The sequence below is a fragment of the Arthrobacter sp. zg-Y769 genome (genome assembly GCF_020907405.1).
In the GTDB taxonomy this organism is placed as follows: Bacteria; Actinomycetota; Actinomycetes; order Actinomycetales; family Micrococcaceae; genus Arthrobacter_B.
Window position 1 is genome coordinate 61,364 of the sequence record NZ_JAJJOE010000013.1, and the last position, 23,245, is coordinate 84,608.

Consider the following 23,245-nt stretch of genomic DNA (forward strand, 5'->3'; position numbering starts at 1 on the left):
ATGCCCGTAGAAGGAGTAGTGGCAGCAGGCGGCATCACCGCCGACGGGACCACCACCCGCGCGCCCAAGCAAACCATGGACAGCGAGGTCTTTATGCACCTGCTGGTCACCCAGCTGCGTAACCAGGACCCCAGTTCGCCCATGGACACCAACCAGATGATCTCGCAGACCACCGAGCTGGCATCCATGGAGCAACTCACCTCCATGGCGAAGATGGACGAAGAGAATTTCTCCCTGCAGATGCGTATTGCCGCCGCTGCGCTCATCGGCCAGACGGTTACCTATACCAACGACGACGGTGTGGCCGTCACCGGAACCGCCAAATCGGTCTCCTACGCCGCCGGCGTCCCGACCGTCAACATCAACGGCGAGGACGTCCTGCTGGACCGAATCTCCGGCGTCGTCGACGGGGCAGCAGATCAAGCCACCGACGCACCCAAAGCACCCGCAGCAACCGCATAACCTTCCTCCCCGGCACCACCAAAGCTGAAAGGCGCCACCAATGCTTCGCTCCCTTTACTCCGGTATCTCCGGACTCCGCTCGCACCAGACCATGCTCGACGTCACCGGCAACAACATCGCCAACGTCAACACCACCGGCTACAAGGCAACGGCCGTCCAGTTCCAGGACACCCTGTCCCAGATGACCCAGGGCGCCACCGCCCCGGGCGCCAACACCGGCGGCGGCAACCCCGCACAGGTGGGCCTCGGCGTCCTGGTCTCCGGCATCACCACCAACTTCACGCAGGGTTCGGCGCAGGCCACCGGCCGGGCCGAGGACCTGATGATCAACGGCGAGGGTTACTTCATCACCCGCCAGGGCGCCACCTCCACGTACACCCGCGCGGGCGCGTTCAACCTCGACGGCGACGGCCGCCTGGTCTCCACGGACGGCGGCATCGTCCAGGGCTGGACCGCCAACGCAGACGGCACCCTGAACACCGGCGGCGCGGTGGGTAACATCTCCCTGCCCGACGGCGCCACCGTCCCGGCGGCAGCCACCACCGCGGCGACCATGGGCGGCAACCTGCCGTCCGAGACGGCAGTCGGCCAGTCCGTTGTACGCGACATGGATGTCTATGACGCCAATGGAAACGCTTCCGTAGTCTCGCTGACCTTTACCCGTGCAGGCTCCGCGACGGACGTCCGGTGGTCAGTGGCCGCCGGAGGCCAGACCGCGGAGCTGGCCTTCGCCAACGGCGCCCAGACGGATGCCAGCGACGATGCCATCACCGTGGATGGCGTGAGAGTGGATCTCGCCGGACTCAGTGGCTACGCAGGCGTCAGCACTGCCTCCGTCACGGGGCAGAACGGCCGCAGCGCCGGCACGCTGGAGTCCTTCTCCATCGGCAAGGACGGCACCGTGATCGGTTCCTTCACCAACGGTGCAAAGCAGGCCCTGGCCCGCATCGCCGTCGCCACTTTCACCAACTCGGCCGGCCTGGAGAAGACCGGCAACTCCAGCTACACCGCCACGGTGAACTCCGGCAACCCCGTCATCGCCGGTCCCGGCGAGGCCGGCGCCGGCGGCATCGGCAGCGGCATGCTGGAAATGTCCAACGTGGACCTGTCCCAGGAGTTCACCAACCTGATCGTCGCCCAGCGCGGCTTCCAGGCCAATGCCCGCATCATTACCACCTCGGACGAAGTGCTGCAGGAACTGACCAACCTGAAGCGCTAGCCGGCGTTCCACCGCGGCACGGCTCCTCCCGCAGCACTGCAGGAGGGGCCGTTCCGCGGTTATGGGGTCCGCTGAACCCGTGCCCGGCCCCGGTTTTCCTAACGATTGGGCCGCAGCGGCCGAAAGTAGGAGTGAGGGCCTATCGGAGTCCTGTGGAACCAGCCAGGACGGGGCAATGATTGTTCTTACGCGTCTCAATGATGCTCAATTCGCAATCAACCCTGACCTGATCGAGCGGATCCACGCCAATCCGGACACCACCCTGGTGATGGTCGACGGCGCGAAGTACATCGTGACCGAGAGCCTGCCGGAAGTCATCGACCGCATTGCGGCCTACCGGGCGCAGGTGATCTCCATGGCACGTGACATCCCGCCGCGGGTTCCCGGGCGCCCCCTGGGGCTCGTGCCCGATGCTTTCCCGGCAGCCCCGGACAAAACTCCCGTCAGCAAGACCGTGCCCCTTCGCCCTAGGAACGACTAATGGATCCAGCAACAATTATCGGCTTAGTCCTCGCCTTCGGGTCGCTCTACGCCATGATCACCCTCGAAGGTGCCCACGTCTCCGCGCTCCTGCTGCCGGCGCCGATGATCCTCGTCTTCGGCGCCACCATTGCCGTGGGGCTGGCCGGTGGAACCTTCAAGGACTTCGTGCTGTCCTTCAAATCCCTGCCCCGGGCCTTCATGGGCAAAACCCCTCGACCGCAGGAGACCATCGACAAGGTGGTCCTGCTGGCTGAAAAGGCCCGCAGCGAAGGCCTGCTCTCCCTCGAGCAGGATGCCGCCGAAGTCGAAGATCCTTTCCTGCGTGCAGCCCTGCAGAACATCGCCGACGGCACCGACGGCGAGGAGCTGCGCATCCTGCTCGAAGACGAAATCGCCACCAAGGCCGCCACTGACAAGATTCCCGTGAAGTTCTTCAACAGCCTGGGCGGTTATGGACCCACTATCGGCATCATCGGCACCGTTGTTTCACTGACCCACGTCCTGGAGAACCTTTCAACCCCGGACCACCTCGGACCCATGATCGCCACTGCCTTTGTGGCCACCCTGTGGGGCCTGCTTTCAGCCAACTTCATCTGGCTGCCCATCAGCACCCGGCTCAAGCGGCTGGCGGAGCTTGAAGCGGACGAAATGAACCTCCTGATGGAAGGCGTCCTGGCCCTGCAGGCCGGCAGTCAGCCGCGCCTGCTTGGGGAACGGCTGCGCGCGATGGTCCCGGCCCACGCATTGGGCGGCAAGGTGGACAAGGCCGACAAGGCCGACAAGACCGACGCCGCAGACAAGGTCCAGGACGCAGCGTGAGCGCCAAGGGCCGGCGTCCGAAACAGCACGAGGAGGACGAACATCCGGACGAACGCTGGATGGCCTCCTACATGGACATGGTCACCGTGCTGATGTGTATGTTCATTGTCCTGTTCGCCATGTCCACCGTGGATGCGAAAAAGTTCGAACAGCTCAAGGAATCCCTCGCCACCGGGTTCGGGGCGGAGGAAAGCAACACGGTGGACACCGCCGTCGGCATCATCGTGCCGCCGGACCAGGTGGATAGCGAGGAGACCGTGGAGCCCGACGCCGCCCTGGCCGCCCTGGCAGCCAAGGAAGTCGACGATCTCACTGCCCTGCAGGACGCCATTTACGCCGGGCTGCAGGAAAAGGGGCTGGAAGAGTCCGTACGCTTTGAAATGGATGAACGCGGCCTGACCATCCGACTGGTCAGCTCGGAAATGTTCTTTGCCCCGGACCTGGCAGACCTCACCAACGAGGCCGTGCAGGTCCTGGACACCGTGGGGCCCGCACTCGCACCCACCACCTACCAGGTCTCGATTGAGGGCCACACCGCGCAGGTCCGCCAGTTCGCCGACGACGCCCTGGACTGGGAACTGTCCTCGTCCCGTTCCGTGAACGTGCTGCGCTACCTCATCTCCGGCGGGGGAGTGCTGCAGGAAAACATTAAGGCGGTGGGCTACGGCGAGTCCCGCCCGCTGACCCCCGGACGCAACGCCGCGGAGCTCGCCCAGAACCGGCGGGTGGACATCGTGGTCCTGTCCGGGCAAAGCGAAGACGTCCGCTCCCTCATCCCCGGAATCGTTAAGGAACGCCAGGCGGCGGCAGGCCACTAAGGGCTTTTCTTACGCAGCGGGTCCTGCTGCCGATAGTGCGGGATGTGATGGTCCAAGATTCACCTTCCTTAAGCATGCCCGCGAAAGCAAAGCCCGTAGAGGTCTATGACTTCAGCCGGCCCACCACCCTGGCCCGCGAGCATGCACGGGTCCTTGAAATGGCCTTTGATACCTTTGCCCGCCAGTGGGGCACCCAGCTGACCGCCAAGGTGCGGGTGCTTTCGCAGGTCACCTCCGAGGACGTGCAGGTGCTCAGCTACGACGAGTACGCCGCCGCCCTGCCGGACAACACCGGCATGGTGCTGTTCAACATCTCCACCACCTCAGCCAAAGCGGTCATCCAGTTCCCGATGGCCGCAGCGCTGTCCTGGGTGGGACACATGCTCGGCGGCACCGGCTTCCAGACCGCACCGGAGCGCAAATTCACGCATATCGAGCAGGCGCTGCTGGGCAAGATCATGGATGACGCCGTGGAGGACCTGCATTACTCCCTTGGACATCTGCTCTCGGCTCCGCTGACGCTGTCTTCGGTCCAATACAACTCACAGTTCGCCCAGGCGGCGGCCTCCGGGGATCCCATGATCGTGGCCACGTTCGAGATGGTGGTCGGTGAAACCACCGCTCCCGCCACCGTGGCCATCCCCGCTGCCGCCCTGCTGCCGCAGCTGGACCCGCTGGGCGCGCAGACCAGCAACGCCACACCGGCTGAACTTGTCCAGCTGCAGCTTGCACACGTGCCCGTGAAGGTGTGCCTGCAGCTGGAACCCATCACCGTGTTACCCGCCATGGTCCTAAACCTGGCCGTAGGGGACGTCCTGAATCTGGGGCACCCCCGCCACCGGCCGCTGAACGTCACCGTTGACGGACAGACGCTGGCCCAGGCAGCAGTAGGAGCCAGCGGGTCACGCCTTGCCGGCAGCATCGTCAGTATCGAGGAGAAGTAACCCATGTCCAGCCCCCACAGCCTGCACGCCGACGCCGTTTCCGCCCTGGTGCGCGGCCTGCCCACCCCCCTTGTCCTGGAACCGATCCCGCATAACGGGGCGGGAGTCCCGGCGTCGCACACCGCAACGGCAGTCACCGCGTCATTCGTGGGCACCGAATCGGCGGACCTGGCCCTGGTCCTCGACAGCTCATCACCGCTGGCCGACGTCGCCGGAACCGACTCCGCGCTCGTCTCCGCGGCAGATGTGCTGCGGCCCTCCCTTGAAGCAGCGAGTGCCACCCTGGGCGTCGGTGTGCTCGGCGAGGCCCGGACCGAGGACGCGTCAGCGCTCTTTGCCGATCCGGACAGCGTCGTCTTCGAACTCCGCTCCCCGGAAGGCACCGCCGGATGGTTCGCCATCCGCCTGCGGGACACCACCGCCACCTCCGGCGGGCACGCCGATCCGTCGATCGCCGGCAAGATGGGCCGCATCAACAACATCGAGATGGCACTGACCGTGGAGATCGGGCACACCCGCATGTCCGTACGCGATGTCCTGAACCTCGAACCCGGCCGCGTGGTGGAGCTGGACCGCTCCGCCGGCGCGCCGGCCGACATCCTGCTGAACGGCCGCCTCATTGCGAACGGCGAAGTTGTGGTCATCGACCAGGACTACGCCGTGCGGATCACCAAAATCCTGGACGTGGTCGAGGGGCTCAATTAGTGGAAACCCTGTTTCTGGGACTCCGTGTCCTGGTTTCGCTCGGTGCCGTGCTCGGACTCCTATGGTTCCTGCAGCGCCGCTTTAGCCGCACCATCGGGGCCGCCGGAACCACCCAACCGGCAGTGCAGGTGGTCAGCCGCCAGCCGCTGACGCCCAAGGCGTCGCTGGTAGTGGTGGAAACCGACGGACAGCGTCTCCTGCTGGGGGTGGCCGAAGGCTCAGTGAACCTGCTGCACAGTGCACCGCTGCCGCCGGAAACCGAACCCGAACCCGGGCCCGAAACCGCTGCCGGTTTCGCCGCTTCGCTGGAAGCCGCCGAAACCGCCGGTTCCTACCCGGCCGGGCAGTATGCCGCCGACTCCTCCCACGGGCTGCCCGCGCGCCGCTCCGGACGCGGGGCACATGCCCTCCCGTCCATGGCGCCGGTGCCCGCCAAGTCGGCCCTGGCCGGATCCATCCTCGCCCCTCAGACGTGGCGCCAGGCCGGCGACGCCCTGCGCCGGGGACGCAAAAGGTGAGCGCCGTCGTCGACGTGCGCAGGGGACGGCACGCGCTGACCCTTGCCGCCGCCCTGTTCTTCGCCGTTGTTGCACTGCTCCTGCTGGGGGCTGCCGCCGGGCACGCCACCACCTTCGATCCGGCGGCGCCTGAAGCGCCCGCGGACCCCTCTGCGCCCACGGAGCCCGACGACGGCGGCGGGCTGACCGTCGACATTAACGGCCAGGACGGCTCGCCCTCCACCGCGGTGACCACGCTGATCGGCATCACCCTGCTCTCGGTGGCACCGTCGCTGCTGCTGATGCTTAGCTCCTTCACCAAGATCTTCGTGGTGCTGGCCATGACCCGCAACGCCCTGTCGCTGCCCTCGATTCCGCCCAACCAGGTCCTTGCCGGGCTGGCCCTGTTCCTCTCTCTGTTCATCATGGCCCCGGTGATCAGCGAAATTAATACCATCGCCGTGCAGCCCTACCTCAACGGCGAACTCAACTTTGACGCCGCCCTCGATACCGGAACGGCGCCGCTGCAGCAGTTCATGCTCGCCCATACCCGCGAAGAGGACATTGCACTGATGACCCGCGCGGCCGGGCAGGAGAACCCCGAAAGCCCCGAGTCCGTTCCGCTGACCACCCTGATCCCGGCCTTTATGATCTCGGAACTGCGGGCCGCGTTCATTATCGGCTTCGTCATTTTCGTGCCGTTCCTGGTCATTGACCTGGTGGTGTCGGCAGCGCTGATGTCCATGGGCATGATGATGCTTCCGCCCGTAATGATCTCCCTGCCGTTCAAGATCCTGCTGTTCATCCTCGTGGACGGCTGGGGACTGATCATCACGTCCTTGGTCAACAGTTACCAGGGCGGCACCTAGTGGATACAAACGCCGTCCTGGACATCGCCATGCAGGGGCTGTGGGTTGCGGCGAAGCTCTCGGCGCCGGTGCTGATCACGGCACTGGTGGTGGGGTTTGCCATCTCGCTGCTGCAGTCCATCACCCAGATCCAGGAAGTCACGCTTTCGTTCGTGCCCAAGGCCCTTGCCGTGGCCCTCGCCCTGCTCGTGTGCGGACACTGGATGATTTCGGAAATCGTGTCCTTCACCCACGAGATGTTCCAGAGGATCCCGTCCCTGCTCGGCGGCGGCTAGATGAACATCACCCTTGACCAGAACTGGATCGAGGCGTTCCTGCTGGCCTCGGTACGGATGGTGGCTTTCCTGGTCATCGCACCGCCGTTCTCCTACAACGCGTTCCCGGCGCGGATCAAGGCCATGCTCGGGCTCGGCCTGGGGCTGGCCATCGCCCCGCAGGTGAGTGAGGGGTACACCGCCCTGGGGACCGGGGCGTTCTTCATGGCGCTCGTGATGGAACTGCTGGTGGGCGTTGTGCTGGGATTCCTGGTGATGGTGGTGTTCTCCGCCGTGCAGTCCGCCGGCAACCTGATCGATACGTTCGGCGGCTTCCAGCTGGCCCAGGCCTTCGATCCGCAGTCCATGGTCAACGGCGCCCAGTTCACGCGGGTCTTCCAGATCACCGCCCTGGCGCTGCTGTTCGCCTCGGACGGCTACCAGCTGATCATCGGCGGGCTGCTGCGCAGTTTCACCGCGCTGCCGCTGACCGGCGGGATTGACATGGCTGAACCCGTTTCCGCCCTGACCACCGCGGTTTCGCAGATGTTCCTGGCCTCGGTGCAGATTGCCGGACCGCTGCTGGTGGTCCTGTTCCTGGCCGACGCAGGCCTGGGGCTGCTCACCCGGGTGGCCCCGGCCCTGAATGCCTTTGCCCTCGGTTTCCCGCTGAAGATCCTGCTGACGCTGTCCCTGGCCTCCATTGTCTTCCTGGCCCTGCCCCGCATCGTCTCCGGGCTGGTCTCCACCATCGAGCGCGCGCTGACGGGGGTGGGATAGATGCCGGAGCAGGACTCAGGGGAAAAGACCGAGCAGGCCACCGACAAGCGGATGAAGGAAGTCCGCTCCAAGGGCCAGCTTTCCCGGTCCGAGGACCTCACCGCCTGGGTAGGTGTGGGAACCGCTGCCCTCATGATGCCGGTGACCATTTCGCGGGGCTCCGAAGCCGCCGGCGAGATCCTGGCCGGCGTCGCCACCACCATTTCGAACCCCGATCCCGAGTTCGCCCTGGTCCAGATGAACGAGGGCCTGGGCACCCTGGCCTTTATCCTCGGGCCGATGCTGGGGGTGGTTGCCGCTGTCGTCCTGCTCACCGCCGCCGTCCAGGGTGGTATCCACATGAAGAAATTCAAGGGCAAGTTCGAACAGTTCAACCTGATTACGGGGGTTAAACGAGTCTTCGGCACGCAGGCCCTGTGGAACGGGGCGAAGTCCCTGCTTAAGACCGCCGTGGTGGGACTGGTCCTGTACGCCGTGATCCAGCAGATGATGCCGGTACTGATGTCCGCCGGCGGCCTGCCGGTCTCCGCCGTCCTGGAAGCGGCGGGAGGCGGCGCCGCGTTACTGCTGCAGGCCGCCGTCGCCGCAGGCCTGGTCCTCGCCGCGGCGGACATCTTCGTGGTCATGAAGCGGAACCGCAAACGGACCCGCATGACCAAGAAGGAAGTCAAGGACGAAAACAAGAACAGCGACGGTGATCCGATGATCAAGTCGCAGCGCCGGTCCCGCCAGCTGGCGATGAGCCGGAACCGGATGATCGCCGCGGTGGCGGATGCCGACGTCGTCCTCGTGAACCCCACGCATGTGGCCGTTGCCCTGAAATACGAGCCGGGCAAGTCCGCACCGCGCGTCGTCGCCAAGGGCGCGGACAACATTGCCACCCGGATCCGCGAGGAGGCCGAAAAGCAGGGCGTTCCCATGGTCTCCGACATCCCGCTGGCACGTGCCCTGCACAGCGCCTGCGAACTGAACTCCGAAATTCCCGTGGAACTCTACAACGCCGTGGCCCGAGTCCTGGCCTTCGTTATGGCCCTGAAGCGGCGCGGCGCCGCCCGGGGCATACACACCATGGCGGCCTTGCCGCCCGAACCCGTGACCACCCCACAACACCGTAAGGCCGCGTCGTGAACCGCAAAAGCAACCTCCTGAAACTTGCCGTCCCCGTCGGGGTCATCGGCATCATCCTGCTGTTGGTGGTGCCCATCCCCGCCGGCCTGCTGGACGTGCTGATCATCATCAACATCCTGCTGGCACTGGTGATCCTGCTGACCACCATGTTCGTGCGCAAGCCGCTGGACTTCTCCGTGTTCCCGTCCCTGCTGCTGGTGGCCACCCTGTTCCGGCTGGGCCTGAACGTGGCCTCCACCCGGCTGGTGCTGGGGGAGGGGTATGCCGGGCAGGTGATTGAGGCGTTTGGGCACGTGGCCGTGAACGGTTCGCTGATCATCGGCGCAGTGATCTTCCTGATCCTGGTGGTCATCCAGTTCGTGGTGGTGACCAAGGGTGCCGAACGCGTTGCCGAAGTCGGTGCGCGGTTCACCCTCGATGCCATGCCCGGCAAGCAGATGGCGATTGACGCAGACCTCAACGCGGGCTTGATCACCGATACCCAGGCCCGGGAACGCCGGGCCGAGGTCTCCGCGGAGGCGGACTTCTACGGCGCCATGGACGGTGCCTCGAAGTTCGTTAAGGGTGACGCGATTGCCGGCCTGATCATCATCATCATCAACCTCATCGGCGGCATCGCCATCGGCATGATCCAGCGCGGTATGAGCGCCGGCGAAGCAGTGAACACCTACAGCCTGCTGACCATCGGCGACGGCCTGGTCACCCAGATCCCCGCCCTGCTGATGGCCGTCTCCACCGGCATGATCGTCACCCGGTCCAACGCCGAGGCGGACATGGGCACCACTGCCGGCGCGCAGCTGGGCCAGTCCCGGAACGCCCTGATGATCGCGGGCGGCGCGGCCATCGTGATGGCCCTGATCCCGGGCATGCCGAAACTCTATTTCATCGTCATCGGTGCCCTGCTGATTTTCATTGCGCAGAAAATCAAGACCAAGGAAACCAGCGACCAGGCCGAGAAGGACTCCGCGCAGGCGGCGCTGGACGCGCCCGCCAGCTCCGAGACCACCGAGGACCTGATTGAACAGATGCGCGTGCATGCGCTGGAAATCCTGCTGGCGCCGGACCTGGTGGACATAGTCACCGGAGGTTCCGACGATCTCCTGGCACGGGTGCGGTCACTGCGGCGCAAGATCGCCATGGAGCTGGGGGTTGTGGTGCCCCCGGTCCGCACACGTGACAGCGTCGACCTGCCGCTGTCCACCTACGTCATCCGGATCGCCGGTGTGGAGGCCGGCCGCGGGGACGCCCCCGCAGGCAAGATCCTGGCCCTGGGGGATTACCTGGACGGGCTGCCGGGCACCGCCACTGTGGAGCCGGTGTTCGGCCTGGCCGGCAAATGGGTTCCGGCGGAAATGCAGCACGCGGCGGAAATGTCCGGGGCCACCGTGATCGACCGGGTCTCGGTGCTGGTCACTCACCTCTCCGCCGTCATCACCGCCAACGCGGCCCGGCTGCTCACCCGCGAAGACGTCCGGGTGCTGACCGAGGGGGTCAAGCTGGTCAACCCGTCCGCCGTGGATGAACTCATCCCCAATGTGCTCTCCCTTGCCGAAGTGCAGCGCGTGCTGCAGGGCCTGCTGGCGGAACAGATCCCCATCAACGACCTGCCGAGGATCTATGAGTCCCTGCTGCTGCGGGCCAAGGTGTCCCCGGACCCGGAGGGGCTGATCGAGACGGCGAGGACGGCACTGGGACCGGCGCTGGCGGCGCAGTATGTCTCCGACGGAGTCCTGCGGGTGATCATGATCGACCCGGCGCTGGAACAGTCCATGCTCGAAGCCCTGCGTCCCTCCGACCAGGGCAGCCAGATCCTGCTTGATCCCGCGCGGGTCGATACCGTACTGGCGTCGCTGAAGGCGGCCGTTGCCGGCGCCGAGAACGCGGGGTTCAACGCGGTGCTGGTCTGCGCTCCCGCACTGCGCCCGGGCGTCCGGAGGCTGGTGTCGGCGCAGACCGGCGGCCTGCCGGTACTGTCCTATCAGGAAGCGACAGCGGGTAATGTCGGTATCGAGACCGTAGGGGTGGTGCGTGGTAATGAGACGATTTCAGCTTGAGGGGCCGTCGCTTGACGCGCTAAAAGCCCAGGTGCTGGCCGAACACGGCCCGCGGGCACGGATCATTGCAGCCGAAAAGGTCACCGTGGGCGGGATCGGCGGGTTCCTGTCCCGCCAGCACTATGAGGTGACCGTGGAGCTGCCGCCCAGCGGCCGGCGTCGGGCACCGGTGGAACCGGATCTGCCCAGCCGGACCGACTCCGGGGGAGCGGGCATCGCCGCGTTGCTGGAAGAGGCAGAGCGGGCCGAATCCACCCTGCACCCGGCGGCCGCGATCATCCCGGCCGTCCCCATCGTTTCCGAAGTTCCGGCCCCGGTGCCAGCTCCCGCGGTATCCACCGGTTCCCACGCGTTCGCGGAACTGATGGAGACGCTCGCCGCAAGCACGGGCACCCCCGCGCAGAGCCAGGCCGCCGCCGCGTTCACTCCCGGGCTGCAGGCTATGCAGCCGCCGAACGCCGGGAACCAGGTTCCGCCCAGCCAGGCCGGTTCCGGCCGGATAAGCGAGGGCGCGGATCCGGTCCAGCGCAATGGTTCTGCGGTAATTCCTGCTCCGCTCGACGGCGCCGGAGACCTGGTAATGGTGGTCGGCCTGGGGGACGACGCGCTGGAGGTGTGCCGCTCCATGGCGGACGAGTCCGGCGCGGGAGCGGCAGCGGTTCGCGTGGCCGGCGTCCTGGAGACCGACGGCGTCGGCCGGGCAGCGGACCGGCGCGCGGTGGCGACCGCACGCGCCGCGGGCGTGATGGCCGGACACAGCATCTTCCTGGCCTACGGCCTGGGGCGCTCCGGCACCGAAATGGGCCGGCATTCGACGCTGATCTCCGCTTTGGCTGCCGATCAGGTCTGGGTGGCGGTCGACGCCGGCCGGAAACCGGAAGACACGGCCGCCTGGGTGGGGGCGGTGCGCGCCGCCACACTGGTGCATGCTGCCGCCGTCGAGGGTATCGACACCACCGAAACGCCGCAGTCCGTCAACGCACTGGGGCTGCCCATCGGTTGGCTCGACGGCGGGCCTTCGCCCACTCCAGTGCTCTGAGGTCCGGGCCGCGGAAACCTGCGCGGGATGAGTTCCCTAGCTTCCCGGCAACGGCCCCGGCTTGAGGTAGAGTGGGCGGATGCTGGTGCTAACACGCAGGTCCGGGGAGCAGATCCTGATCGGGGATGACATTGTCATTACCGTTCTGGATTCACGCGGCGACGGCGTCCGCATCGGCATCGACGCTCCCCGCGGGGTGCGGATCCAGCGCCATGAGGTGCTGCGCGCGGTGGAAGAAGCCAACGTGGCCGCAAGCGCCGCCGCACTGCCGGACGGCGAAGAGCGCATCAAGGCGCTGCTGGCCGGTAGGATGCTGCCGCCGGAAACTGACCGGCCCGCACCCTAAACCACGGGTGTTCTAACCTTTGCGCTGCCGGGCGTATTCTCCCCGGTGTTCTCCCTGACCTTAAAGCAGAAACCCCCGCCGTTTCTTGGGGAAAACGGCGGGGACTCCTGGTCTGTTGCCCGGGGACGGCCGGGCATATCAAGGGACCGGCGGCTAGGCGCTGCGCTGTGCGCGTTTGGCACCCAGCCCCAGGAACCGGCTGCCGGCTTTGGATCGCCGTGCAGACGTTGTGGTGTCCCGCCGTACGTTCGGGGCGGGAACGGTCTGGGAAAGCCCGAAATACTCCGGAAGGACGCGGCGTTCGTGCGTGCTGCACCGGACACCGGGGTAACGGAAGCCGTTGATGATCCACCGGCCCCTGTCCTCCACCCAGTTCGGCAGCATCCGGCGGTTGCACTCGGCACACAGCGGAGCAACGAAGGTATCGCGCTGGACCAGCGTGTAGCGGCGGGTGGTGAGTCCCGTCCAAGCTGCGTCCATGATTGTCCCCCTCGTTTTCCCGGCATTGCGCCGGTGCACTTTCCTGTCCCGAGGATAGTTCCGTGGACAACAGGAATCCCCAAAGCCATCCGCAAGGAAAACGGAATTTATCCGCAGCGTTTACGCAACGCGCCGCCCGGTCCTAAAGCAGAAGGCCCCCGGCACATGCCGGGGGCCTTCTGGAGTACTGAGCCTCCTGCCAGAATCGAACTGGCGACCTTCTCATTACGAGTGAGACGCTCTACCAACTGAGCTAAGGAGGCGGGCTTCACCTGTCCGCTTACGGCCAGAATCCACAAGGAACCACTTTATACGTACCGGGCGGTGCGGGTCAAAATGGCGGCACCCGCACCGTCCAGAATCAGCAGACCACGTCCTCCGTCGGCACGGTGCCGTCCACGAAGTAGTCATCCACTGTGTCTTCGATGCACTGGCTGCCGCGTCCGTACGCCGTATGGCCTTCGCCTTCCCAGGTGACCAGCACCGCGGACTCCAGCTGTGCAGCCAGCGCCTCGGACCATTCATAAGGGGTGGCGGGATCGCCGGTGGTTCCGATCACCAGGAGGTCCGCCGCGCCGGAGGCCTTGATGGGGTGTGGTTCATTCACCGGTCCGTGCGGCCAGGCCTCGCAGGTGACCCCGCCGTAGGCCAGGTACTTGCCGATGGTGGGGGAGGCTGCCTGGAGGTCCAGGGCATCGGCCGCCATCTGCGCATCATCGCTGGCCATGGGGTAGTCCAGGCAGTTGACCGCGTTGAAAGCCACGGTGCTGTTGGAACGGTACGTGCCGTCTTCCGCACGGTCGGCACTGATGTCCGCCAGGCGGAGCATGTACGTCGGGTCGCCCTGCAGGGCGCTCTCGAGGGCCTGCGAGAGCACCGGCCAGTTGATGTCGTCGTAGAGCGGCAGAATGAAGCCGCTGACAAAGGTGGAGATGGTGACGAGCCGTCCGTCGGCCGCCGTCATCGGACTCGCCTCGACGGAGGCCAGCAGCTCCCGGATTGTTGCGATGCCTTCGTCGGCGCTGCCTTCAAGCGGGCAGTTGCTGCCGGTGATGCAGTCCTCGACGTAGGCGCGGATGGCCTTTTCGAACGCGGCGGCCTGGCCGAGGGTGATTTCCTCGTTGGTGGAGGAGGGGTCAAGGGCGCCGTCGAGCACCAGCCGCCCCACCTTCTCCGGGAAGAGCTCGGCATAGGTGGCGCCGAGGTAGGTGCCGTAGGAGAAGCCGAGGTAGTTCAGCTTTTCGTCGCCTGCAATGGCCCGCAGGATATCCATGTCGCGGGCAGCACTGGCTGTGTCGACAAAGCCGAGCAGTGCACCGGTCTCCGCCGCGCAGGCATCCGCAAACTCCTTCGCGCTCACCCGTGAGGCGGCCAGGCCTTCGGGAGTGCTCGCATCGATGTATTCGGCCCGGGCCGCGTCCATCTCCTCGTCGCTGAGGCACTTGACCGGGGTGGACCGTCCGACGCCGCGCGGATCGAACCCAAGGATGTTGAAGTTCTCCCGGAGCCGGTCGCTGGTGATGTTTTCCAGGGACCGGCTAACGACGTCGTACCCGGATCCGCCGGGACCCCCGGGGTTGATCAGGATGGTGCCCTCGGCGTCCCCGTCCGCTTCGGCCATGATGGCCGACAGCTCCACCGTCCCGGCGTCAGGGTCGGCATAGTCCATGGGCACCGTGATGGTGGCGCAGCGGAAATCCTCTTCACACTCGGACCAGCTGACGTCCTGGCTGTAGAACTCCTGCAGCCCGTCCGGCACGTCGCCGATGACATCGGCCGGTGCGGTGGTGGCGGTATCCCCGCCGCCGCCGCTCTTTCCGGCGCCGGGCTCCGAGCCCGCAGTGCAGGCGGTCGACGACGCCAGCAGCACCACCGAGGCGGCGGCGGCGGCCAGTCGCGGGAAGCGGCGGCGTGCAGTGGCGGTGGTCATTCTTACTCCTGGAGCGGCTTGGTACGCGGGGCCGGCCGGACTGGCGGGAAGCGCTGGATAACTGGACACTACAGCAGGCTCAGCGCCATGGCCTCGATCGCCAGCAGCGGCGCGACGTTGGTGGTCACCAGCCGGCGCCGTACGGTGTTGATCTCCTCCATGCGCATCAGCGTCTGCTCCGGAGAGCCGTACGCCGCGAACTCGTCCAGCTCGCGGCGCAGTCCCTCGTTCACCAGGGGATCGAAGCTGCCCAGCTGGATCATGAGCACGTCGCGGTAGAAGGAGAGCAGGTCCGTCAGTGCCCGGTCAAAGTAATCGTTCTTGGACCGCTTGGCCCGGCGCACCTGGTCTTCCTCGAGCCGCTTCACTTGGCTGCGCAGCGACGGCGGCAGGGTGCCGCCGGCGGGTGCGCCCAGGGAGGCCAGCAATGCTTCCTTTTCCTTGGCGTCCCGCTGTTCAAAGGAACTGGCGGCCTCCGCCTCGGCCAGCGCCACGAGGTCCGCCGCGGCCTTCATGGCTCCGGAGACATTCCGCAGCGACAGCGGCAGCCGCACGATGCTTTCGCGGCGCTGCCGTGCGCCTTCGTCGGTGGCAAGGCGTTTGGCAACCCCGATGTGGCTCTGCGCGGCCCGGGCGGCATTCAATGCCACGTCCGGATCGATGCCGTCGCGGCGGATCAGCAGTTCAGCCACGTCCTCAACCGGCGGCAGCCGCAGGCCGACCGGGCGGCACCTGGACCGGATGGTGACCAGGACGTCGCCCGGGCTCGGAGCGCAGAGCAGCCAGATGGTCCGCGGCGGCGGTTCTTCAATGGCTTTGAGCAGCACGTTGGTGCTCCGCTCCTGCATCCGGTCCGCGTCCTCCACGATGATGACGCGCCAGCGGCCGGTCGAGGGTTTGTCCTGTGCCTTCCGGACCAGTTCGCGGGCCTCATCGATACTGATGGTGACCTTCTCCGTGGTGACGGAGGTGACGTCGGCATGCGAGCCGGCCAGCACCGTCCGGCAGGCCTTGCACTCGCCGCAGCCCCGAAGGGCCGGGTCCTGCTGTTCGCAGACCAGGGCGGCGGCAAAGGCACGTGCCGCATTGGAGCGGCCCGAACCCGGCGGGCCGGTGAACAGCCAGGCGTGGTTAGGCCGGGTGTCGGCGGCCCCGCGTCGCAGCTGGTCCACCACCGGGTCCTGCCCCTGCAGGTCATCCCACACGCTCACGGCAGCAGCTTTTCCACGCGCCGCAGGATGGTTTCGGCCAGTTCGTCCACCGGCCGGCCGGCGTCGAGCACCAGATACCTGCCGGGAGCCGCCTGCGCCGCTTCGAGGAAGGCCAGGCGGATCTGCAGGTGGAAGGCGTCGGGTTCGGACTCGAGACGGTCCTCGACGGCCTGCCCCGCGGTTCGCCGGTCCCGCCCGCGTGCGGGATCGACGTCGAGCAGGACGGTGAGGTCCGGCTCCAGGCCTCCGGTGGCCCAGGTGTTCAGGATGCGGACCGGCTCGGTGCCGAGTTGCCGGCCGGCGCCCTGGTAGGCGATGGAGCTGTCGACGTACCGGTCGCAGACCACCACGGTTCCGGCGGCGAGCGCCGGTTCAATGACCTGCTGTACATGCGCGGCACGGGATGCGGCGAAGATCAGCGCCTCGGTGCGCGCGTCGATTTCGCCGTTGCCGTGTTCCAGGACCAGGGCGCGCAGCTGTTCGCCCACCGGGGTGCCGCCCGGTTCACGGGTGCGCAGGACCGTGCGGCCGGCCTCCTGCAGTGCGGCGGCGAGCCGCTGCGCCTGGGTGGATTTCCCGGCACCGTCTCCGCCCTCCATGGCAATGAACAGGCCGCGGGTTTCGGGGAGATTAGAATTGCTCACCCGCCTAGCCTACCTAGTCCGGCTGGGAGGCCGGTCCGGCGAACGAACAGCCCCGGGCACCGTTCGCCGGCATCGGCCGGCATGTACGTCCGGCGGTCTAGGCTGGTCTTTATGAGCCAAACCTCGCCGCACGGGCACGCTGTTTCCCTCGATACCCTCGTCGTCTCCGCCGGGCGCCCGCCGCGCGAGCACGACGCACCGGTGAATCCCCCCATCGTCTTGTCCTCCACCTACTACGGCACCGGAACGCCCGTTGCGGGGGAGCGCGGCTACGGCAGGTTTTCGAACCCCACCTGGGACCCCTTCGAGCAGGCACTCGCCGAACTTGAGGGTGCGGACCTGCCTGCGCTGGTCTTCGGGTCGGGGCTGGCGTCCGTGATGGCCGCCCTGTCCCTGGTTCCCGCAGGCGGTGTGGTGGTGATGCCGAGGCACAGTTACCAGGGGTCGCTGCTGCTGGCGGCGGAAGAGGCGGCGAGCGGCCGGTTTTCCGTGCGGACGGTGGATATTGCCGATACGGAGGAGGTAGTTGCCCAGCTCGACGGCGCCTCGCTGCTCTGGGTGGAGAGCCCCACCAATCCCATGCTGGAGGTTGCGGACATCGCCGTGCTGGCGGAGGCCGCACACGCGGCCGGTGCGCTGGTGGTCGCCGACAACACGTTCTCCACGCCGCTGGTGACGCGGCCCCTGGACCTCGGCGCCGACGTCGTCGTCCATTCGGTGACCAAGTACCTGGCCGGGCATTCCGACGTCGTCCTGGGTGCGGCCGTTACGTCCGATCCCGGACTCCGGGACCGGCTGCTCCGCTACCGCTCGCTGCATGGGGCAGTGGCCGGACCGTTCGAAGTGTGGCTGGCCCTGCGCGGGCTGCGCACGCTGGCCCTGCGGGTTGAGCGCTCGCAGGCCACCGCCGGGGAACTTGCCCGCCGGCTGCAGGAGCTCCCGCAGGTGGAGCGCGTGCGTTATCCGGGCCTGCCCGGGGACCCGGGACACCGCCGGGCTGCCGCGCAGATGAACGGATTCGGATCGATTCTGTGCATCGAGGTTGCCGGCGGAGCCGCCGCCGCTGAGAAGGTCACCGAGGCAGTCGAGCTGTGGCTGCCGGCCACCTCGCTTGGCGGGGTGGAATCGCTGATCGAACGGCGACGCCGCCAGCCCGGAGAGCCGCAGACCGTTCCGGAGGGGCTGCTGCGGCTTTCCGTCGGAATCGAGAATGTCGAAGACCTTTGGGGGGACCTCGAACAGGCACTTACACGGTAGGCTAGCGCTGTGGCCCTAATGATCATGATTCAGAATTACCTCTACCTGGCGCTCGGCATCGTGGCGCTGGGCATAGAGCTCTGGGCGCTTCTTGACTGCGCGCGCCGCAAGCCCGCTGATTTTGAGCGCGCCTACAAGCGGACCAAAGGATTCTGGCTGGGCCTGACGGGCGGAGCCGCCGCCGTTGGCGTGCTGTCCGTGGTGATCCCGTCCCTTAGCCTGATGCTGTTCCAGCTGGCTGCCGTGATCGCGGCATGCGTGTACCTGGCGGATGTGAAGCCTGCCATCGGCAGCTCCCGCGGCCGCGGCAACAGCAACCAGGGCCCGTACGGCCCCTGGTAACCACCGCGTAAACCGCTGACTTTGCGCCGCCCCGGAGAAGCCTTTCCAAGGTTCCTCCGGGGCGGACCTCGTTAACCGGGGCGGACCTCGTTAACCGGGGCGTTAACCGGTCCGGTTATGCGGGCCGGACGGCGTCCCAGGCCACGGTGATTTCGCCCAGCCGCCAGCGGGACGGCCCGGTCAGCAGCGGCACCCCGTCGGCCTTCAAGGAGCTGCACATGGCCAGCCAGCGGTGCCGGTTGCCGTAGGAGGCCATCGGCGCGGCCTCCTCCCACGCCCGGTCCATGGCCCGCAGGAAAGTGTGGACCCGCTCCCCGGGAACGTTGCGGTGGATCAGGGCCTTGGGCAGGCGTTCGGCCACATCGGACGGACGCTCGAACGCACCGAACCGCAGGGAAATGCTCAGCGACACGGGACCCTCAGCGTCCAGTTCCACCCAGGTGGCACGCCGGCCGATTTCGTCGCAGGTGCCGTCCACGAAGATCCCGTCCGGTGCCAGTCGTGAGCAGACCATTTCCCAATGCCGGGCATAGTCCTCCTCGGCGTACTGGCGCAGGACGTTGAAGGCACGGACCATGACCGGACGACGCCCGTCCACGGGCAGCTCGAAGCCGCCCTGGCGGAAACTCAGGCCCTCTCGTTCCAGGGGCTTGGCCGCCAGCACACGGGCCGGGTCGATTTCGATTCCCATAACCTCCACGTCCGCCCGCACCCTGCCGAGGCGGCCGTGGAGTTCGACGGCGGTGGTGGGCGCGGCGCCGTAGCCCAGGTCCACGATCAAAGGGTCGTCGGCCTGCCGCAGACGCCACCGTGCCGGTCCTGCCAGCCAGCGGTCCACCCGCCGGAGCCGGTTGGGGTTTGTAGTGCCCCTGGTCACAGTTCCTACGGGTCTTAGCGGTTTTTGCACCACCCAATGCTAGCGGGCGCGCTGGGATGCCCCTGACCGCGGGGTGGGGCCGGGCGGGAGTCGGGAGGGGGATCGCCAGGGGACACCTGGAACCGGGGACCGGGCGCCGGGGCGGGGTCGGGAGCGGGGCCGAGTTGGGGCTATGGGCCGGGATCGAGGCCAGGTCGCCGGTTGCGGACAGGGGATCCCACCCATTGGTGCCGGCGTGGCCAAAGGGGTCCCGGCAGAAACAGCAGCACCACCCGGTGGGATCCTGTGCAGTCCACGCGGACGATTCGCCGGGCGGGACTGATCTGCTGAGCAGGTAATGGGCTCATGGCCGCCTGATGCCCCCGTTATCTGCCCAGTAGATCCAGGACCCCCGCGCAGACCCCCGTTAGCTGCTCACTGGATTCCGGGCCCGCCCATCTGCCCGGGCAAAGCCCCGCCGCCCTCCCTGCGGGGAACGCTCTCCGATACCATGCTTATATGACCTACAAACTGATCCTTCTGCGCCACGGGCAGAGTGAATGGAATGAAAAGAACCTCTTCACGGGCTGGGTGGACGTGGATCTGACGGACCTCGGACGTGAGGAAGCCCTCCGCGGCGGGCAGCTGCTGGTTGAGAACAACGTTCTCCCGGACATCCTCTACACCTCCCGCCTCCAGCGGGCCATCAACACCGCCAACCTGGCCCTGGGCGCCGCAGACCGCATCTGGATCGACGTCAAGCGCAGCTGGCGCCTGAACGAGCGGCACTACGGCGCACTGCAGGGCAAGGACAAGGCCCAGACCCTGGCCGAATACGGCGAGGAACAGTTCATGCTCTGGCGCCGTTCCTACGACACTCCGCCGCCGCCCCTCCCGGATGACAGTGACTTCTCCCAGGCCCACGACCCCCGCTATGCGGACCTGGATTCGAACGAGCTGCCGCGCACCGAATGCCTGAAGGACGTCCTTGAGCGCTTCCTGCCCTACTGGGAGTCGGACATTTCCAAGGACATCCGCACCGGCAAGACCGTGATGATCGCCGCGCACGGCAACTCCCTGCGCGCACTGGTGAAGCATCTGGACGGCATCAGCGACGCCGATATCGCTGCCGTGAACATCCCCACCGGCATCCCGCTGGTGTACGAGCTCGACGAGGACCTCAAGCCGGTCAAGGCAGGCGGCACCTACCTTGATCCCGAGGCCGCCGCCGCGTCCATCAAGGCCGTCGCCAACCAGGGCAAAAAGAAGTAGCACCTGCACCGGAGGGCATCGCCCCCGGGCATGAACAAAGGGCGGTCCCGCACGGGACCGCCCTTTTCCATGTTAGGCCGGGGCCGGCCAGCGGGGTCCGGCGGTTACACGCCCGACTCGGACAGCGGGTGCCACTCACCGGTCACGAGGTAGTTGACCTTGCGGGTGACGGAAACGCCGTGGTCGGCAAAGCGCTCGAAGTAGCGGCTGGCCAGGGTCAGGTCCACCGTGCTGACCGCGGGGACGTTCCAGTCCGGGGAGGCAATGGACTTGAAGACCCCGGCGTGCAGCTCGTTGATCCGGCTGTTGGCGTCGTAGATGTCCTTGCTCATCTCCAGGTTGCGGGTCTCAAGCAGCTCGGTGAGCTGTTCGGAGATGCGGAGGTCCAGCTGCGCCATTTCGCGAAAGGTTTCCACCATGTTGTCCGGAACCACGTTGGCGGGGTACCGCAGGCGTGCCAGCTGGGCGATGTGCCGGGCCAGGTCCCCCATGCGTTCCAGCGAAGCGCTCATCCGCAGCGAACCCACAATCATGCGCAGGTCACTCGCGACGGGACCCTGCAGGGCGAGAACATCGATGGCGCGCTCATCCAGGTCATTCTGCAGGAAGTCGATCCGCGCGTCGGCGGCAATGACGTCCTGGGCGAGTTCGATATCGGCGCCCTCGAAGGCGAGCGTGGCTTTGCGCATCGCCTCGGTTACCAGCTGGGATATCTGGGTCAGTTCTTCACCGATCTGATGAAGCTCGGCCTGGAAAACCTTGCGCACTGAAGGGTCCTCTCGAAAAGCGGGTGGATCGTAAGTTCTGCGGGACGGTGCAGCCCGGGCACTTCCTGCGCCGGCGGCCGCACCAGCAGGATGTCAGCCGGGGGTGAACCACACGGGCCCCTTAGATGAACGTTAGTTTAACGAATGGTCCAAAGCCACCGGCTTTCCTTCCGGGCTCCGGGGAGCGGCCTAAGCTAAGAGAGTGAATCCTGTATTGCTGGCCTTACTGGCCGGTGTCCTCGGCCTGGCCGTCGGCGTCTTCGGCGTCCTCGCGTACGGGGCCAGCCAGCGCCAGCGGCGGGAGCTGGCAGACATTGCCGAGCCGACGGTGCCCGACGGCGCAGCGGAGGTGCTCGGCGTCATCGGACGCGCCTACATTGTTGCCGATGCCATCGACGGCGTCGTCCGGGCCAGTCCCGGGGCGTACGCGTTCGGCCTGGTGCGCGGGCACACGATTGTCAACGACCGCCTGCTGGATCTCTGTGCCCGGGTGCGCCGCGACGGCGTCATTGAGGAGGCCCGGCTGGAGCTTCCGCGCGGCCCGCTCGGTGAAGGGTCCCTCATCCTGCAGGTCCGGGTGGCCACCGTGGGGGAGGAATACGTATTGGTCCTGGCCGACGACCGGACGGAGATCACCCGCACCGAGGAGGTCCGCAACGACTTCGTCGCGAATGTGTCGCACGAACTCAAGACGCCGGTGGGTGCCATTTCGCTGCTGTCCGAAGCGCTGGCGGATGCCGCAGGCGACGAGGAAGCCGTCCGCCGGTTCGCCGGGCGGATGCACCGGGAATCCACGCGCCTCACCGCCCTGGTGCAGGACATTATCGAACTCTCCCGGCTGCAGAGCATGGACATCGTGGACCGGGCCAAGCCGGTTGACGTGAACCGCGTCCTCGAGGACGCGGTGGAAGCCAACCGGCTTAACGCCGAGAGCAAGGACATCGAGGTGCTCCTGGGCGGCCGGTCGGAGGCCGCCGTCTACGGCGATGCCCCCATGCTGACCACGGCCTTCCGGAACCTGATCGACAATGCAATCCGTTATTCGCCTGCGGGCAGCAGAGTGGGAATCGGACTGCAGTCCCGTAACGGGATGGCCCAGGTGGCCGTGACGGACCAGGGCCCCGGCATTGCACCCGAGGAACAGGAACGGGTGTTTGAACGGTTCTACCGGATCGACTCCGCCCGGTCACGGCACACGGGCGGAACCGGACTGGGCCTGAGCATCGTCAAGCATGTGGTCGCCAACCATGGCGGCGAGGTGGATCTGTGGTCCCGTCCGGGGCACGGCTCCACCTTTACCGTGCGGCTGCCGGAAATGGATGCTGCGGACATCCGCGAAGCGAAACAACAGGGAGTGACCGCTTGACCCGAATTCTGATTGTCGAAGACGAGGAGTCCTTCAGCGACCCCCTCTCCTATCTGCTGGAACGGGAAGGATTCGACGTCGACGTCGTAGACAACGGCACCGACGCGGTCGCCGTCTTCGAACAGGCGGGCGCGGACCTGGTCCTGCTCGACGTAATGCTGCCGGGACTCTCCGGCACGGAAGTCCTCCGCCGGATCCGCCAGCGTTCGGATGTCCCGGTCATCATGCTGACCGCACGCGATGCGGAGATCGATAAGGTCGTCGGCCTCGAGATCGGTGCGGATGACTATGTCACCAAGCCGTATTCCTCCCGGGAGCTGCTGGCACGGGTCCGTGCGGTACTGCGGCGCCGGGGCGAGGGCGCGGACTTCGGGGGCGCTGCCCTGGAAGCAGGGCCGGTCCGCATGGACGTTGACCGGCATGTGGTGCAGGTCAACGGCACCAGCGTGCCCTTTCCGCTGAAGGAGTTCGAACTCCTGGAACTGCTCCTGCGGAACTCCGGCCGGGTCCTGACCCGCGGCCAGCTGATCGAGCGCGTCTGGGGAGCGGACTATGTGGGGGACACCAAAACGCTCGACGTCCACGTCAAACGGCTGCGGGCGAAAATCGAGGCAGATTCCTCCGCGCCGCGGCACCTGGTGACCGTACGCGGGCTCGGATACAAGTTCGAGGAATGATCCGGGGACAGACGCAGAAGGGGTAG

At 66.7% G+C, this 23,245-nt stretch carries 26 protein-coding genes and 1 tRNA gene; 20 read left to right on the top strand and 7 right to left on the bottom strand.

The window, feature by feature from the left end; translation table 11 throughout:
• The 15 genes from LOC60_RS13380 to csrA all read left to right on the top strand — a co-directional run bounded on the left by LOC60_RS13380 (nucleotide 1) and on the right by csrA (nucleotide 12,417).
• On the top strand, nucleotides 1-462 hold the full coding sequence (locus LOC60_RS13380) for a flagellar hook capping FlgD N-terminal domain-containing protein (RefSeq protein WP_230025969.1): 462 nt from the start codon (nucleotides 1-3) through the stop codon (nucleotides 460-462).
• 40 nt (nucleotides 463-502) lie between these two features.
• Nucleotides 503-1,681, top strand: a complete 1,179-nt coding sequence (locus LOC60_RS13385) for a flagellar hook protein FlgE (RefSeq protein WP_230025971.1) — start codon at nucleotides 503-505, stop codon at nucleotides 1,679-1,681.
• 175 nt (nucleotides 1,682-1,856) lie between these two features.
• Nucleotides 1,857-2,162, top strand: a complete 306-nt coding sequence (locus tag LOC60_RS13390; RefSeq protein ID WP_230025973.1) for a flagellar FlbD family protein — start codon at nucleotides 1,857-1,859, stop codon at nucleotides 2,160-2,162.
• Nucleotides 2,162-2,983, top strand: coding sequence for a motility protein A (locus tag LOC60_RS13395; RefSeq protein ID WP_230025975.1), 822 nt, complete (start codon nucleotides 2,162-2,164; stop codon nucleotides 2,981-2,983). Before LOC60_RS13390 ends, LOC60_RS13395 begins: the two co-directional genes overlap by 1 nt.
• A complete protein-coding gene (locus tag LOC60_RS13400) occupies nucleotides 2,980-3,801 on the top strand; it encodes an OmpA/MotB family protein (RefSeq protein ID WP_230025977.1) in 822 nt (273 codons plus the stop codon). The genes LOC60_RS13395 and LOC60_RS13400 overlap by 4 nt, the downstream gene beginning before the upstream one ends.
• A gap of 74 nt (nucleotides 3,802-3,875) precedes the next feature.
• On the top strand, nucleotides 3,876-4,745 hold the full coding sequence (locus tag LOC60_RS13405; protein WP_230025979.1) for a flagellar motor switch protein FliM: 870 nt from the start codon (nucleotides 3,876-3,878) through the stop codon (nucleotides 4,743-4,745).
• 3 nt (nucleotides 4,746-4,748) lie between these two features.
• Entirely contained in the window at nucleotides 4,749-5,450 is a 702-nt protein-coding gene (gene fliN, locus LOC60_RS13410) for a flagellar motor switch protein FliN (RefSeq protein WP_230025981.1), read from the top strand.
• A complete protein-coding gene (locus tag LOC60_RS13415) occupies nucleotides 5,450-5,968 on the top strand; it encodes a FliO/MopB family protein (protein ID WP_230025983.1) in 519 nt (172 codons plus the stop codon). Before fliN ends, LOC60_RS13415 begins: the two co-directional genes overlap by 1 nt.
• The gene (gene fliP / locus LOC60_RS13420) at nucleotides 5,965-6,816 is read left to right on the top strand and encodes a flagellar type III secretion system pore protein FliP (protein ID WP_442860419.1); all 852 of its coding nucleotides are present in this window, start codon (nucleotides 5,965-5,967) and stop codon (nucleotides 6,814-6,816) included. The genes LOC60_RS13415 and fliP overlap by 4 nt, the downstream gene beginning before the upstream one ends.
• A complete protein-coding gene (gene fliQ / locus LOC60_RS13425; protein ID WP_227923818.1) occupies nucleotides 6,816-7,091 on the top strand; it encodes a flagellar biosynthesis protein FliQ in 276 nt (91 codons plus the stop codon). Before fliP ends, fliQ begins: the two co-directional genes overlap by 1 nt.
• The gene (locus tag LOC60_RS13430; protein ID WP_230025985.1) at nucleotides 7,092-7,850 is read left to right on the top strand and encodes a flagellar biosynthetic protein FliR; all 759 of its coding nucleotides are present in this window, start codon (nucleotides 7,092-7,094) and stop codon (nucleotides 7,848-7,850) included.
• A complete protein-coding gene (locus tag LOC60_RS13435; RefSeq protein WP_230025987.1) occupies nucleotides 7,851-8,978 on the top strand; it encodes an EscU/YscU/HrcU family type III secretion system export apparatus switch protein in 1,128 nt (375 codons plus the stop codon).
• Nucleotides 8,975-11,032 carry a flagellar biosynthesis protein FlhA gene (locus tag LOC60_RS13440; protein ID WP_230025989.1) on the top strand — a complete coding sequence of 686 codons (2,058 nt, stop codon included), beginning with the start codon at nucleotides 8,975-8,977 and terminating at the stop codon, nucleotides 11,030-11,032. The genes LOC60_RS13435 and LOC60_RS13440 overlap by 4 nt, the downstream gene beginning before the upstream one ends.
• The gene (locus tag LOC60_RS13445; protein WP_230025991.1) at nucleotides 11,013-12,071 is read left to right on the top strand and encodes a hypothetical protein; all 1,059 of its coding nucleotides are present in this window, start codon (nucleotides 11,013-11,015) and stop codon (nucleotides 12,069-12,071) included. Before LOC60_RS13440 ends, LOC60_RS13445 begins: the two co-directional genes overlap by 20 nt.
• A gap of 79 nt (nucleotides 12,072-12,150) precedes the next feature.
• Nucleotides 12,151-12,417 carry a carbon storage regulator CsrA gene (gene csrA / locus LOC60_RS13450; protein ID WP_230025993.1) on the top strand — a complete coding sequence of 89 codons (267 nt, stop codon included), beginning with the start codon at nucleotides 12,151-12,153 and terminating at the stop codon, nucleotides 12,415-12,417.
• A 153-nt stretch (nucleotides 12,418-12,570) separates the two neighbouring features.
• Here the strand turns inward: csrA and LOC60_RS13455 are convergent, their stop codons facing one another.
• From LOC60_RS13455 to tmk, 5 genes are all read right to left on the bottom strand, one after another.
• Nucleotides 12,571-12,897, bottom strand: a complete 327-nt coding sequence (locus tag LOC60_RS13455; RefSeq protein WP_230025995.1) for a hypothetical protein — start codon at nucleotides 12,895-12,897, stop codon at nucleotides 12,571-12,573.
• A gap of 190 nt (nucleotides 12,898-13,087) precedes the next feature.
• Nucleotides 13,088-13,160: transfer RNA gene (locus LOC60_RS13460), tRNA-Thr, on the bottom strand.
• 98 nt (nucleotides 13,161-13,258) lie between these two features.
• A complete protein-coding gene (locus LOC60_RS13465) occupies nucleotides 13,259-14,827 on the bottom strand; it encodes an alpha/beta hydrolase (protein WP_230025997.1) in 1,569 nt (522 codons plus the stop codon).
• A gap of 68 nt (nucleotides 14,828-14,895) precedes the next feature.
• The gene (locus LOC60_RS13470; protein WP_230025999.1) at nucleotides 14,896-16,038 is read right to left on the bottom strand and encodes a DNA polymerase III subunit delta'; all 1,143 of its coding nucleotides are present in this window, start codon (nucleotides 16,036-16,038) and stop codon (nucleotides 14,896-14,898) included.
• Entirely contained in the window at nucleotides 16,035-16,682 is a 648-nt protein-coding gene (gene tmk, locus LOC60_RS13475; protein ID WP_331460822.1) for a dTMP kinase, read from the bottom strand. The genes LOC60_RS13470 and tmk overlap by 4 nt, the downstream gene beginning before the upstream one ends.
• Before the next feature lie 111 nt (nucleotides 16,683-16,793).
• Between tmk and LOC60_RS13480 the strand changes: the two genes are divergently transcribed.
• The gene (locus LOC60_RS13480; protein WP_230026001.1) at nucleotides 16,794-17,939 is read left to right on the top strand and encodes a trans-sulfuration enzyme family protein; all 1,146 of its coding nucleotides are present in this window, start codon (nucleotides 16,794-16,796) and stop codon (nucleotides 17,937-17,939) included.
• A gap of 18 nt (nucleotides 17,940-17,957) precedes the next feature.
• Nucleotides 17,958-18,281, top strand: coding sequence for a DUF2516 family protein (locus LOC60_RS13485; protein WP_230026038.1), 324 nt, complete (start codon nucleotides 17,958-17,960; stop codon nucleotides 18,279-18,281).
• A gap of 115 nt (nucleotides 18,282-18,396) precedes the next feature.
• Here LOC60_RS13485 and LOC60_RS13490 read toward each other — a convergent pair whose 3' ends face one another.
• Complete coding sequence (locus tag LOC60_RS13490; RefSeq protein ID WP_230026003.1) at nucleotides 18,397-19,158, bottom strand: class I SAM-dependent methyltransferase; 762 nt, start codon at nucleotides 19,156-19,158, stop codon at nucleotides 18,397-18,399.
• 498 nt (nucleotides 19,159-19,656) lie between these two features.
• Here LOC60_RS13490 and LOC60_RS13495 point away from each other — a divergent pair, with 498 nt between their 5' ends.
• A complete protein-coding gene (locus tag LOC60_RS13495) occupies nucleotides 19,657-20,409 on the top strand; it encodes a phosphoglyceromutase (protein WP_230026005.1) in 753 nt (250 codons plus the stop codon).
• Between the two features lie 104 nt (nucleotides 20,410-20,513).
• Here LOC60_RS13495 and phoU read toward each other — a convergent pair whose 3' ends face one another.
• Nucleotides 20,514-21,176: a phosphate signaling complex protein PhoU gene (gene phoU / locus LOC60_RS13500; protein WP_230026007.1), complete on the bottom strand. Its 663-nt coding sequence runs from the start codon at nucleotides 21,174-21,176 to the stop codon at nucleotides 20,514-20,516.
• A gap of 202 nt (nucleotides 21,177-21,378) precedes the next feature.
• Here phoU and LOC60_RS13505 point away from each other — a divergent pair, with 202 nt between their 5' ends.
• Entirely contained in the window at nucleotides 21,379-22,542 is a 1,164-nt protein-coding gene (locus tag LOC60_RS13505) for a sensor histidine kinase (protein WP_230026009.1), read from the top strand.
• Complete coding sequence (locus LOC60_RS13510; RefSeq protein WP_230026011.1) at nucleotides 22,539-23,219, top strand: response regulator transcription factor; 681 nt, start codon at nucleotides 22,539-22,541, stop codon at nucleotides 23,217-23,219. Before LOC60_RS13505 ends, LOC60_RS13510 begins: the two co-directional genes overlap by 4 nt.
• Nucleotides 23,220-23,245: the final 26 nt, after the last annotated feature.